Raw genomic sequence first — 14,301 nt, forward strand, 5'->3', positions numbered from 1 at the left:
CTATGCCCTCCTTTAATACACCGAAATCGTTGACGCGTGTTCTCCTGAATGCGCGACGTCCGTCTGATCATTAAATGCTGCCAACCATGCCTCTTGGCGCTCATATTCTTGCTCAAAATGATAAATTTTTTGCATCATATGCTTGTAATCTTTCGGAATCACTTTAATACATTGTGCTAACTGTGCGTCAAAATCATCTAAAATACGACGTGCTTTTTGACTTTGTGTCTGTTTAACATGTTTTAATAACATCTGCTTTAACATGTCTTGTTCCTTCAAATCTGTCACAGTATCAAAATCTAACGTTTCTAATGCATGTATTTCTTTGAACGCGGCCACATCTGTTGGGAAAATATAACTCACACCACCACTCATGCCTTGTCCGAAGTTTTTACCGACGTCGCCTAAAATCACGACGCGCCCTCCTGTCATGTACTCTAAGCCGTGGTCACCAACGCCTTCTACGACCACATGTGCACCACTATTTCGGATGCAAAAACGTTCACCTGCACGGCCATTAATATAGGCTGTTCCGCTTGTAGCTCCGTAAAAACATACATTGCCTACAATAATCTCATCTTCTCGCTCAACATTTGGGGCATTGACGATGATTTTACCTCCTGACAAGCCTTTACCGACGTAATCGTTGGCATCTCCTGTATGATGTATCATCAGACCTCGAGGCATCCAAGCGCCTAAGCTTTGACCCGCATGCCCAGTGGTATAAGCTTTAATAGTGTCAGCAGTCAAACCTGCTAAGCCATAATGTTGGGTAATTTCACTACCTGTAATCACGCCGACATTTCGTTGTTCGTTGCCGATTTTAAATGTGCCTGAAAATGATGTCCCGTTCGCTATCGCCTGTTGCGTTGCTGGTAAGAGTTCCGTTAAGTCAAACCCATGTTCCAGTCCGTGTTGTTGCGCGATCTGTTTTGTTCGGTCACCTTCATTTTGGTGCAACAAGGCTTGAAGGTTTAACTCACGCGCTTTCGGATGTTTGTGTGCTTTATGTGAGGGGCGTAGTAAATCTGTACGACCGACAAGTTCATCAACTGAACGCAGTCCGAGTTCTGCTAAAATCTCACGTAACTCCTCTGCAACAAAGTGCATATAATTCACCACATGGTCAGCTTTACCAGTGAACAAGGCACGTAAATCACCATTTTGCGTTGCAATGCCAACGGGGCACGTGTCCTTATGACATACTCGCATCATGATACAACCTAAAACGACAAGTGGCGCTGTGGCAAAGCCAAACTCTTCAGCTCCGAGGATGGCGGCATAGGCCACATCACGGCCTGTCAGCAACTTACCGTCTGTCTCTAGACGCACACGTGAACGTAAACCATTTAACATTAACGTTTGATGCGTTTCTGCGAGTCCTAACTCCCATGGCAAACCTGCATGTTGAATACTCGTTTTAGGTGAAGCTCCAGTACCTCCGTCATAACCTGAAATCACAATTTTGTCTGCAAAGGCTTTGGCCACACCTGCTGCAATCGTGCCAACACCTGATTTAGAAACTAACTTCACTGTAATATCGGCCTGACGATTCACATTTTTCAAATCGTGAATTAACTGTGCTAAATCTTCAATCGAATAGATGTCGTGATGCGGTGGAGGTGAAATTAATCCAATGCCTGGAGTGGAACCTCTGACTTCTGCAATCCAAGGATATACTTTTGTACCAGGCAATTGACCGCCTTCCCCTGGTTTAGCCCCTTGTGCAACTTTGATTTGAATTTCTTTAGCATGTTGCAAATAGTGGCTCGTCACCCCAAAACGTCCCGAAGCAACTTGTTTGATGGCACTCTTATAGTCCGCGCCGTTGTCTTGAACTTCATAGCGCTCAAGTGCTTCTCCGCCTTCACCACTATTGCTTTTACCCCCTAAACGGTTCATGGCTTCTGCGAGTGTTTGATGTGCTTCTTGTGAAATAGAGCCGTAACTCATCGCCCCAGTTTTAAAACGTGTCACAATTTTTTCCACGGGTTCAACTTCATTTAAAGGAATCGCTACTTGTGCTTTGAAGTCAAATAAATCACGTAAATGACTTGTGGTATGTGTATTTGCGACCTCTGAAAAACGTTTAAACTGAGCATAGTCATTATCTCGACACGCATGTTGCAACAATTGAATCGTCATCGGATTAAACGTATGGTATTGTCCTTGTTGACGCCACTGGAACGTACTTCCCGGAGCAAGATAAGGACTATCCACCGTTTGACGCCGTTTGTTTTCGGCATCTATCGTTTCAATAGAAATTCCCGATAATTTTGAAGGTGTGCCTGGGAAATAAGATTGAATCACTTCATCTCCAAGACCGACCGCTTCAAATATTTGCGCGCCATGATAGCTTTGCACCGTTGAAATTCCCATTTTAGCCATCACTTTAATGAGCCCTTCAGAAAAAATTGTATTAAGTTTTTCAACGTTAGCCGTGACATCCCCTTGTAAGCGCCCAGCTGTCGTTAAATCAGCGATAGTTTTTTGTGCAAGATAAGGCACTGTTGCATTCGCCCCATAGCCAATGAGACAAGCCAAGTGATGGACTTCACGCATCTCTCCGGACATCGCCACAAGACTCGTTTGCATCCGTAATTGCTTACGAATCAACAATTGATGAATATGACTGACTGCAAGCAACATAGGCATCGCATATTGTGTTTCATCTCGCACGGATTGATCTTCTAAAACGATGACTTCTACCCCTTGTTGAACGGCTTCTGTGACCGCTTCCCCTAATTTGTTTAGCGCCTCTTTTAAGTTATGGGTATAACCTGTTGAAAAATAAGCTGTTTTTAATGCATGTGTCGCAATATGTTCCAGTTGTTGTGCCGTAAGTACTGGGTGCTTGAGTTGGATGCGTTGTAACGCGTCAGGACCCGGCTTCAGTAAATTACCTTCTCCGCCTAAATAAGTCATTTCACTGGTCACGATTTTTTCACGATACGCATCAATTGGCGGATTCGTCACTTGTGCGAATAATTGTTTGAAATAATTGAACAAAGACTCAGGTTGTTCATTTAAAACTGCAAGTGGCGCATCATACCCCATCGCACCAATCGGGTCTTTACCCCCTGTCATCAGCTCCGTTAAATATTTATCGATTTCTTCTTTCGTATAACCGAACCGTTGTTGTTGGCGGAATACCTCATCTTTAGACATCTCTAAGTCTGTGTATTGAACCGATGCTAAGTCTAATGAAGGGCGTTGTTCTGTCAACCACGCTTGATAAGGATGCTGACACGCGATTTGTTGCTTTAAGGCTTCATTGCCAATGACTTTATTTTGATTGAAATCGACAAGCAATAATTTTCCTGGATTAAGTTGCCCCTTATAAACCACATCAGTTTCATCGACGTCTACCACACCTACTTCAGATGAGAAGATAATTTCATTGTTTGTCGTAATCGTGTAGCGCCCTGGACGTAAACCGTTCCGATCTGTTAATGCCCCTAATTTATCACCATCACAGAATGAAATCATCGTCGGGCCATCCCAAGGTTCCATTAAATAACTATAAAACTCATAAAAGGCACGGACATTGGGGTCATTGCTTTCGTTATATAGCCATGGCTCAGGAATCAATAACATCGCCGCTTGTTCAGGCGGCATCGCTAAGCTTAAAAATTCCAGGGCATTGTCTACAATTGCCGAATCACTTCCCGTTTCATCGAGAATATGTTGCACTTTACGAGCTTCGTCCCCAAATACCGTTTTAATCAAGCGTTGTTGACGTGCGCGCATCCAATTCACATTCCCTTGAATCGTATTAATTTCCCCATTATGCATTAATAAACGATTCGGGTGCGCCCGTTTCCAACTTGGAAAGGTATTCGTACTAAAACGAGAGTGTACAGAGCCAAATTTAGAAACATAATCTTCATGTTGTAAGTCTTGGTACAATTTTTTGATTTGGTCTGAACGTAACCACCCTTTATAGACGATTGTTCGTCTTGATAAGCTCGTGAAATAAAGATCCCATCCTTCTTTAGCACTTAGCTGTTCAATTTGTTTTCGCGCGAGATACAATGCACGATCAAAATTGTTCGCACTCACGTTTCCCACAAACATTTGTTGGATGATAGGCATCGTCTGTGCCACGTGTTCAGCTAAACAAGACGTATCGACCGGCACTTGACGAAAACCAAGCAATTGTAATCCTTCCGACTTGAAAATGTCTGCCACTTGTTGACTGAGAGTTGCATCAGAAAGGTCTTGATTCACAAAGTACATGCCTACCGCATAGTCCCCTTCTTGCGGTAATTCAAATGCGACTTGTGCGTCAAAATAAGCGTACGGAATTTCTGTCATAATACCGGCGCCATCTCCAGTGATTCCATCTGCACCAATACCTCCACGATGATCAAGACGACGCAGCATCTCTAACGATTTTTCAACAATATGGTGAGACCGTTTGTTATCCATATTGGCATAAAAGCCTATACCACACGCGTCATGCTCTTCACGCGCATCATAGAGTCCATTTTGAGCATACGTTAAATTGTTAGACATTTCTGACACCTCTCTTCAGTAATACAATCTACTATATAGAAGTACATTCATCACATCAATATATAATTGAGATGAAATCAATCTCAAATTGAGATAATATAAAGAGGAATGGGGGGACTGAATTTGGAACTGAAACAATTAAAATACTTTGTAGAAGTGGCAAAACGTGAACATATATCAGAAGCAGCACTCGAACTTGATGTGGCACAGTCGGCGGTGAGTCGTCATATTCGTAATTTAGAAGACGAATTGGGCACCGCTCTTTTTCATAGAAAAGGACGTAATGTTGTTTTAACGACTGAGGGGAAACATTTACTACAAACGGCTTTGCCTATTTTAGAGCAAGTCGATCAAACGGTAGCTTTTTTTCAAATGCATCAAGAAGCACGCGCAAGTATGATGATGATTGGATATGTGGATGGAGCCGTGGGGCAAATTTTGCCTCAAGTGTTAGAGAAAATCGAATCCGAACTGGACATCGCAGTGGTGCCTCTTCTTCTGGATACTGATACTTTAAATTCATCACTGATCAACAATGATATTGATATCGCGATTACTAATGAACCCATTGAAGACCTTCATTATGTCACGCAACCCTTATTTGAAGAAATCTATATGCTCTATGGGCCACCGCACCACCCTTTAATGACTGTACCTAACCCACCTTTGTCACATATTTTAGAGCACCAACTTTATATTCATGAACCGGTGGCACCTGACTTTGCTGCCTACATCGAAACACATGCCAATCGCCCTGTTTATCGGTGTAATCAAACACCTTTAGCACGATTTATATTAAAACGCGAAAAAGGCTTTGTCGTTGCACCGTCTTATATAAATCTATATAGTCATACACAACAATGGTCTAAAATTTCGCTTTCTCATATTGATTTTAAAAAGACGATTTCACTCGCCTATCCTAGAGAAAGTGATCATTCTGTCCAACAAGTTGTTGCCGTGTTACAGGCGCACTTACAACAACATACAACTTATCATTAAAAGGAGGGCTTTATGAGTCGTTTTAACATGAGCCGTTCATTTTTGGTGACACTACTCGTGGCGATTTTCATCGCCATTGCCGGCATTACTTTCACTTTTTTTAATGCGCGCTTTTATGCGTCTCCTATTGGAAAAGTGACTGAAATTACGAAGCATCATGTAGAATCATCCATCGATGAACATCATAATAAAGATAAAAAATATAACGATACATTAAAAGTTCAATTACTCAACACGAAAGATGCCGGTCGAACGATAACGGTGCACCATTCCTATAATCAATCGAAATCTGAAGAGCAAGCGTATCATCCCGGCGACCAAGTATTATTACATATCGGAAAAAGTACCAATGACCATTTTATCCAAGAAAAGAAACGTGATACATTGATTGCAACCATGCTCAGTTTGTTCTTTTTGTCACTTCTTATTATTGGTCATCGTGTCGGTATTCAATCTATCTTGTCTTTAATACTCAATACCGCAGCGATTTTAACCGCTATTGGCATCTACAATGCGCATACACAGCTCAATTTATTTTTAGTGATGAGCCTTGCTGTGTGCCTCGCCACCACCATTACCCTATGGCTTGTGATTGGATGGACGAAGCGGACAGTGATTACAATTTTGAGCACCCTTATCGGGACATGGCTTTGTGTAGGTATTTCTTGGGGCGTCATCATGTTGACCCACGCCCAAGGCATTAAATATGAAACGATGAGCTTTTTAACGTTACCTCCTCATACGGTATTTTTAGCGTCTGTGATGGTGGGAACACTTGGCGCAGTGATGGATGTGGCCATTACCATTTCTAGTGGTATGCACGAAATCATCCAACGGTCGCCCCACATCACGCGTGCGCGTTGGATTAAAGCTGGACGTAATATCGGAAGTGACATTATGGGGACGATGACCAATATCTTGTTGTTTTCGTATTTAGCAGGCGGTCTTCCGATGCTACTCCTGTATTTGAAAAATGCAAATACGCTCACTTATAGTATTTCTATGAATTGGTCATTAGAAATTGCGCGTGCCATCACTGGCGGCATAGGCATCGTACTTACTATCCCGATCACCATTGCATTGATGCAACTTTGGTATCAATGGGAAGGAGGACGTCAACAATGAACGCTGTAGTCCTTCTCGGCTTAATTTTATTTTTACTTATGCTAATCTTCGGTGGTAAATCTGGCGCAATTGCATTTGGGACATTATTTCTCAATTTTATTTTTCTCGTCATCGCCATCATTATGATGATATTCGGGATTCCTATTTATATTGTCACTTTACTGTTCTGTATTGTCGTAGCAGCCATCAATTTATTTGCGTTAAACAGTTTTAACATTAAAACCTTTGCCGCTTTTATTTCAAGTATCGTCACAACAGTCATTATGCTTGTCGCGATTTATTTATCTGTACATCTCGGTCACTTACAAGGGTTCACCCAAGAAGAACAAGATGAAACATACATTTTTTCAATGAATATTGGCATGGATATGGAACAATTTATGATTTTTGTGGTCATTCTCGCTGTGATTGCTGCGGTCATAGATTTAGCGATTACGATCAGCTCACCTATGTATGAGTTATATGCGACTAATCCGAAACTGTCTGCGCGTACACTTTTCAATTCAGGGATACGTGTCGGCCGTGAAATTTTAGCAACTTCAGCGAATACTATTTATCTCGCGTTTCTCGGAGGCTCGATGACACTCGTCTTTTGGTTTTTCAACTTGCACTATCGTTTTGGTCATTTAATCAATGCCAAACTGTTCGTTCAAGAGATGATTACAATCATCTTAGGCGGTATTGCCATCGCGATATGTATTCCGATTACCGCCGCACTCACTACTTGGCTTATTCAACATCATCATCGTTTACCTTTCGACTTAAAAGTCCATACATTAGATGACGACTTTAGGGTAAAGGAACAACGAGGTGAACGTCATGACTAATATACGTATACGCGGCGCGCGTCAAAACAATTTAAAAAATATTAATATCGATATACCGAAACATCAACTCACAGTAGTGACAGGACGCTCAGGTTCAGGTAAATCTTCCCTCATCTTTAACACAGTAGCGGCTGAATCTGAACGTTTACTGAATGAAACTTATTCTAGTTATATTCAGCATCAACTTACACAATATGATAAGCCTGATGTCGATGCCATTGAAAATTTGCCTGTGGCCATGATTATTAATCAAAAACGTCTCGGCGGTAATTCACGTTCCACTGTCGGTACCATCTCAGATATTTACGCTTCTGTCAGACTTTTATGGTCTCGTATCGGGGCCCCCTTTGTGGGATATTCAGATGTTTTTTCATTTAATAATCCGAATGGTATGTGCGAAACGTGTCAAGGTCTCGGCTACGTTGAAGATATAGATTTAAACGAACTATTAAATTATGATAAGTCACTCAACGAGGGGGCCATCAATTTCCCTTCCTTTAAACCCGACAGTTGGCGTGGAAAACGGTACCGTTATTCTGGATTATTTGATAACGATAAAAAATTGAAAGATTATACTGAAGAAGAAATGAACATCTTTTTATATACAGAGCCGAAAACACTTAAAAATCCTCCTTCAAACTGGCCAAGAACAGCCAAATTTGAAGGTTTGATTCATCGGTTCAGACGCTCATTTCTCATTAACGATAATTTTGAGAAGAAACGCTTTTTAAAAGATGTGAAACGTGTTGTGACGACGCATCAATGTCCGACATGTCACGGCCAACGCCTGAATCAAAAAGTACTCAGTTGTAAAATTAACGGACTCAATATTTCAGATTTTACATCACTGACTATTGAAGAAGCGATTCCATTTTTAAAGCACATTGATAGCGCGAAAGCGAACTATATCATTGAGCCTCTATTACAACAATTAGAAGCATTGAATGATATCGGTTTAAATTATTTAACACTCGGACGTGAAACGACCACGCTTTCAGGCGGAGAATCACAACGGATCAAACTTATTCGCCATTTAAACAGTCCTTTAACGGATTTAGTTTATATAATCGATGAACCTAGTGTTGGATTACATCCTGAAGATATTGAAAAAATCAATCAAATTATGTTAAATATTCGAGATAAAGGCAACAGTGTGATTATTGTGGAGCACGACCCAGATGTCATTAAAATTGCAGATCATGTCATCGATATCGGACCTGGTGCAGGTAAAAACGGTGGAAATATCGCTTTTGAAGGCACGTATGAAGCATTATTGTCTTCATCAACGGATACAGGAAAAGCCTTAACGCGACATCACCAACTTAAACAACACGTGCCCAAGCATTATGACGACATGTTCACTCTTTCGAATATTTCTCGTAACAATTTACAAGATGTGACGGTACAATTACCACAGCACGCCTTAACTGTACTGACAGGCGTCGCGGGTTCGGGTAAAAGTTCCTTAATCAAAGCCGGATTCGAAACCCATGAAGATGCGATTTTTATTGATCAGAAACCGGTGCATGCTTCTCACCGTTCAAACTTGTTAACTTATATGGATGTGTTTGATAACGTACGGTCATTTTTTAGTAAAGCGACAGGCCTTAAAAAAAGCATGTTTAGCTATAACTCAGAAGGTGCCTGCCCAAACTGTCACGGCAAAGGGGTGTTAAAAACCGAACTTGCTTTTATGCCTGATTTTTCACAAGTCTGTGAAGTTTGTGGGGGCACACGTTATAAAAAAGAAGTGCTAGAAGCAAAAGTCGACGGCCAATCAATCGCAGATGTTTTAGCGCTAACCGTCGAAGAAGCCATCGCTTTATTTAAACATGAACCAACGATTGTATCACGGCTAGAGGCATTAAAATCAACAGGTCTTGATTATATGACGCTCGGTCAATCCCTTGATACCCTGTCTGGGGGAGAGATTCAACGAGTCAAGCTGAGCCGTTACCTCACAGACACAGTCACAAATAAAATTTTCATTTTTGATGAGCCGACAACAGGATTACACGAAGACGATATCCCAATTTTACAATCACGCTTTGAACAGCTCATTCAAGATGGAAATACTGTGATTCTTATCGAACATAACTTAACCATGATGACACAAGCGGATTGGATCATTGATGTCGGTCCTGGCGCAGGCACACAAGGCGGTCGTATTTTATATAGCGGGCCTCCCAAAGACTTGCTTAAAGTCACTTCGTCCATTACCGCTAAGCATCTTGCGCGCTATACGACCCCTTAACTTAACACAAAAAGCCGTACACGCAACTCTTTAAGATTGCATGTACGGCTTTTCTTTTTTATCTTTATTTTGCTTTTATGACGATGGAGTTTCCTGGATAGAAGGCTACTTGTGTTGTTTTCGCATTATAAATTTCGCCTTTTTTCACGTGTTTTTCAATAGATTTATCACTATTTTTAATATGATTAATACGTAATGTTAAATTTACAAGTTTATCGTTATGGTCAAAACCGACAATCACGCCATTTTTTTCGTAAAACGTTAATTCTTTTTTACCATAATATTTTTTAAAGTCAGAACCTAGGGCTTTAAAAACATCCGCTTTCGTAGATTCTCCGACTTTTAAACCGTTAAATATAAATTGATCCGCTTTAAGTCCCGCATAAAAATTGTTGTCTTCTAAGGCATTGTTATTAGGGATATTAAAAAGACCTTTGTACGTATAATAAGGTGTTTGTTGCTGAGCTGTCGCTGCATGGGCTTGATCAAATCCTTGACCAGTCACACTTGTTGCACCCACTAAGACACCTACAGATAATCCAGTCGCTAATAGTGTTTTTGAGATGTTTTTCATTTTCAATTACTCCTTTTGTTTTTATAATTTTGTTTCGTTATAAAAACATTCCCTTATTATTATGTGTTTCATTCTAACAAAACGTTATGAAAATATCATCTATTTTCACATCATATTTTAGCTGTATGTGGGTATACTACTAGAGACGGACTTCCGTTAAAGATGACATTTCCATATGAAATGTTATACTATTACAAAGACTACGTAAGTGTAAGGAGAGTATTTATGGCTAAAAAAGACAATTCAACATTAAGTGCAGTGTCATTCGTCCTATCAAGTGCAACAGTGGCGATTGACTCATATAACGAATCTCAGTTTAACAACAAAAACAAACAATTAAACTATTTATCATTAGGTATCGGTGTTAGCGATATGTTACTTGACTTCTATTTAACATTCGGCGCTAAAAGTGGCATTGCGAAAGCTTGGTCATTGCTTTCATTAGGACGCCAATTAAAAGCATCTTTAGAACGTTACAAAACCATTAAAGCTTCTTAATTCAAAGCGTAAACACCCATAAAACTCGGGTTGAGACCTCATCAAGGTTGACACTTTCACACCCGAATGTTTGTCATTAATCTAAAATATGAATTATGATCATCGCCATCAGAATTGACGTTAAAGTGAATTTGATGGCGATTTTAATCTATCTTAAACGAAAGACCTCCCTCGTGGCCTTCCTGATTTCTATCTCTTTCTTTATTAAATTTCGGCGTGGGGACATCTACCTCACTTATATGTCGTGCTTCTGACTTTCTTCGATAATATTGCTCCATGGTCCTTGATACATCAATTGCGAGATGTATGCGGCTTGTTGCTCTATTGACGGTCGATGCTCATCTAAAATCCACGTTTTAATAACTGAAAACATACTCCCTACAACAAAGGCATGAAAATAACGAAACGGCACTCCATTAATGACCTCTGCTCCTGGGAACAAGCTTTTCAAATTACTGGAAATGGCCTCTCCTATTTTTCGTTCCATTTCTCCATTTCGTTGGACATTGAGTAAAATTTGGAACCGTTCCAAATCTTCTGAAATGATGTGAAGTACCCCTTCTGGAATCACGGATAACAACACTTTTCTTTCTTGTTCATCTGATTCTGATAAAACTTTTTGCGCATTTTGCTGAAAATTCCGCTGTATTTGAAATAGCACTTCATCTTCTATTTGATCTAATAAATCATATTTATCTAAATAATGTTGATAAAAGGTGGCTCTATTAATATCTGCTTCATCTGCAATATGCTGAATGGTGATTTGTTCGAATGGATGTTGTTTTAATAATTGAATGAGTGCGCCTTTAATCGCTTTTTGCGTTTTTCTTACTCGACGGTCTGTCATGTTATCACTTTCCCAACAATTTATTTGATGATGTTGTTTATACAATAGATGTTAAAAATTTGCGTATTGTTTCTCTTTATGAACTCATTATAATAACACTATGACAAATAAACAACACTATGTTGTAAAAAAGAGATGTTTCAATTGAAAAACAAACAAATTTGGATCATTCCTATCATGACAATGCTCATTTTAGTGCTTCTTGCAACGGCATTTTATCCAGCATATAACCCAAAACCTAAAGAGGTCCCTATGGCCATCGTCAATTTAGATACAGGAACACAAGTCCAAGGTAAAAAAATCAATATCGGTCAAAACATTGAAAAGAAAATGACAGAAAGTGACCAAAAAACCTTTAACTGGACGACATTGAAAGACAAAGATGTGGCTACACAAAAGGTACAAAACGGCACCTATGCGGGCGCTATCGTTATTGAAAAAGATTTTAGTGCACATGCGTTCAGCCCCGCACAATCACTCATTATGAAAGATAAAACACAAGAAATGCAGGAGAAAGTTGCAACTGGTGAACTTCCTCCTCAAGTGATACAACAATTACAACAACAGGCACCAAAACCTGTAAAAATGAGTAAAGCTCAAATCAACACTTATTATAATGAAGGAGCACAAGGTCAACTTGGTCGCGTTGTCAAACAAGCACTCGATCAAATGACACAAGGAATCAATACCACAATTAGTCAACAAAACCGCAAAGCATTAGCTCAAAATCATGTATCCATTCCGGTAGACCAACTCGATGCTGTGATACAACCTGTCAAAACACTATCGAAAGCGTATCATCCTATCAAAGACAATCAAGCTAACGGAAATGCAAGTATGGTTTTATTTATGCCTGTATGGTTAGCCTCTATGATTACGGCGGTGCTATTGTATTTTAACTATAAACGCAACAAAACATCCGAACACCCACATTCTCGCCTCGCTTTGGCTAGTTTAACGATGCTCATTGACTTTTGTGCCAGTCTCATCGGTGGTTTTGCTTATGTTTATTTCTTACATGGTGTTCTTCACTTTGATTTTCCAAATCCATTCGTAACAGCCTTATTTGTTAGTCTTGCTGTCGCTGGATTTTCACTGCTCATCTTAGGATGTATGGTATGGGTCGGTATTTTGATTGCACCTCTCTTTTTACTGTTCGTTTTTTTCTCAATGCAGGCGGTCATGTTACCGTACGCTATGGTGCCAAAATTTTATCAACAGTACATTCTTCCGTGGAACCCATTTAAATACTATACACGTGATATAGCGCATTTAATTTATGTCAATCCATCATTGAGTTGGAATACGAGCATTTTCATATTTATCGCTTTTATTCTCTTCGGAGCTTTCTCCATTTTCATAGCCTACACATTCAAAAAATTTAAATCATAATAAAAACGGTGATTGCGTTGATATGGAATTTTTCCATTTACGCATCACCGTTTTTCGTTCACTAATGAATATATTTAAATTGTGCAACGCTGTAAGCAGGAATCGTACGATAAGTCATAATTCCTGGGCTTGCACTGTAGTTCATTTCTGAAACTAAAATACTTCCGTCCGCATTCACACGTTCAACATAAGCCACGTGACCATAATAGCCGACATCTGTTTGTAAAATAGAGCCCACTGCAGGACGATTGTTAATTGTGTAACCATCACGTGCGGCATTATCATCCCATGCATTCGCATTCCACCAGTAGGTACTAATCCCTTTACCAGCAGCTTGGCGTTTGTTGAAAACGTGCCAAGTACATTGACCCCAGTCATACAGATTTGAATGATTGAACACTGGAGAATAATATCCAGAGTTTGTTGGTGTCGGTGTAGAAGTTGATGTTGGTGTCGTACTCCCACTCACTTTTAACGTTTGGCCTGGGAAAATTAAAAATGATGTTAGACCATTTAGGTTCATAATATTTTGATACGTTGTCCCATAACGTGCGGCAATAGAGGACAATGAGTCACCCGCTTGCACAGTATATGTAGACTGCGCACCTGATGTAGGACGTGTAGGTGCGGATCTTGAAGGTGACGTTGTTGTTGCACGACCACTCACTTTCAACGTTTGGCCTGGATAAATCATTGTACTTGATAGGCCGTTTAAACGCATAATATTCGTGTAAGATGTTCCATAACGTGCGGCAATAGAGGATAATGTATCTCCACTACGCACTGTATACGTCGAACCCGACGCTGTCCCCGTTGTACGATTGTTTTGTGTTGTCGTTGATGTTCTTCCTCCAGATACTTTTAATACTTGATCTGGGAAAATTAAGTTTGAATTTAAGCCATTGTATGACTTAAGTTGAGCGATTGAAATATTGAATTTGTTCGCAATTGACCATAATGAATCGCCTGCTTGAACACGGTACGTTGCAGCTTCTGCATCATATGCAGCCACTGCGGTAACAGCTGATGTCCCAATCACCGCTGCAATTAATTTTTTACGCACGCGCTTCCCCTCCTAAATAGTGTAGTTGCGTTATGCTTTATAGTTATACAAACTTATTATACACAGACTTATGCGAAAAACATATGTCCGTTATATAACATTCTTATTACAAATACTTCTACCTAATTTACGCCATTAATCAATATTGTCATTTCGTATTATATTCTAATAGGGTTTAACAGGATTTTCTTTAATTTTAAATTT

The 14,301-nt window shown here is 39.9% G+C and carries 10 protein-coding genes; 6 read left to right on the plus strand and 4 right to left on the minus strand.

What is annotated here, in order from left to right; all coding sequences use genetic code 11:
• Positions 1-12 precede the first annotated feature (12 nt).
• On the minus strand, positions 13-4,518 hold the full coding sequence (gltB, locus tag PYW36_RS10625) for a glutamate synthase large subunit (protein ID WP_103158700.1): 4,506 nt from the start codon (positions 4,516-4,518) through the stop codon (positions 13-15).
• A gap of 123 nt (positions 4,519-4,641) precedes the next feature.
• Here gltB and gltC point away from each other — a divergent pair, with 123 nt between their 5' ends.
• Genes gltC through PYW36_RS10645 form a run of 4 tightly spaced genes read left to right on the plus strand, consistent with a single transcriptional unit; the run spans position 4,642 to position 9,723 of the window.
• Positions 4,642-5,517: a glutamate biosynthesis transcriptional regulator GltC gene (gene gltC, locus PYW36_RS10630; protein WP_103158701.1), complete on the plus strand. Its 876-nt coding sequence runs from the start codon at positions 4,642-4,644 to the stop codon at positions 5,515-5,517.
• Positions 5,518-5,529: 12 nt separating this feature from the next.
• Positions 5,530-6,642 carry a YibE/F family protein gene (locus PYW36_RS10635; RefSeq protein ID WP_103158702.1) on the plus strand — a complete coding sequence of 371 codons (1,113 nt, stop codon included), beginning with the start codon at positions 5,530-5,532 and terminating at the stop codon, positions 6,640-6,642.
• The gene (locus tag PYW36_RS10640) at positions 6,639-7,469 is read left to right on the plus strand and encodes a YibE/F family protein (RefSeq protein WP_103158703.1); all 831 of its coding nucleotides are present in this window, start codon (positions 6,639-6,641) and stop codon (positions 7,467-7,469) included. Before PYW36_RS10635 ends, PYW36_RS10640 begins: the two co-directional genes overlap by 4 nt.
• On the plus strand, positions 7,462-9,723 hold the full coding sequence (locus PYW36_RS10645; protein WP_103158704.1) for an ATP-binding cassette domain-containing protein: 2,262 nt from the start codon (positions 7,462-7,464) through the stop codon (positions 9,721-9,723). The genes PYW36_RS10640 and PYW36_RS10645 overlap by 8 nt, the downstream gene beginning before the upstream one ends.
• Positions 9,724-9,787: 64 nt before the next feature.
• Here PYW36_RS10645 and isaB read toward each other — a convergent pair whose 3' ends face one another.
• Positions 9,788-10,297 carry an immunodominant staphylococcal antigen IsaB family protein gene (isaB, locus tag PYW36_RS10650; RefSeq protein WP_037575569.1) on the minus strand — a complete coding sequence of 170 codons (510 nt, stop codon included), beginning with the start codon at positions 10,295-10,297 and terminating at the stop codon, positions 9,788-9,790.
• A gap of 225 nt (positions 10,298-10,522) precedes the next feature.
• Between isaB and PYW36_RS10655 the strand changes: the two genes are divergently transcribed.
• Positions 10,523-10,795, plus strand: a complete 273-nt coding sequence (locus PYW36_RS10655; RefSeq protein WP_037575566.1) for a hypothetical protein — start codon at positions 10,523-10,525, stop codon at positions 10,793-10,795.
• A gap of 235 nt (positions 10,796-11,030) precedes the next feature.
• Here PYW36_RS10655 and PYW36_RS10660 read toward each other — a convergent pair whose 3' ends face one another.
• Positions 11,031-11,642, minus strand: coding sequence for a TetR/AcrR family transcriptional regulator (locus PYW36_RS10660; RefSeq protein WP_103158705.1), 612 nt, complete (start codon positions 11,640-11,642; stop codon positions 11,031-11,033).
• Between the two features lie 144 nt (positions 11,643-11,786).
• On the opposite strand from PYW36_RS10660, the gene PYW36_RS10665 reads away from it, so the two are divergent.
• Positions 11,787-13,034 carry a YhgE/Pip domain-containing protein gene (locus PYW36_RS10665; protein WP_157946139.1) on the plus strand — a complete coding sequence of 416 codons (1,248 nt, stop codon included), beginning with the start codon at positions 11,787-11,789 and terminating at the stop codon, positions 13,032-13,034.
• 61 nt (positions 13,035-13,095) lie between these two features.
• On the opposite strand, the gene PYW36_RS10670 is transcribed toward PYW36_RS10665, so the two are convergent.
• A complete protein-coding gene (locus PYW36_RS10670; protein WP_103158707.1) occupies positions 13,096-14,097 on the minus strand; it encodes a LysM peptidoglycan-binding domain-containing protein in 1,002 nt (333 codons plus the stop codon).
• Between the last annotated feature and the right edge of the window lie 204 nt (positions 14,098-14,301).

This window comes from Staphylococcus chromogenes, assembly GCF_029024625.1.
Lineage (GTDB): Bacteria > Bacillota > Bacilli > Staphylococcales > Staphylococcaceae > Staphylococcus > Staphylococcus chromogenes.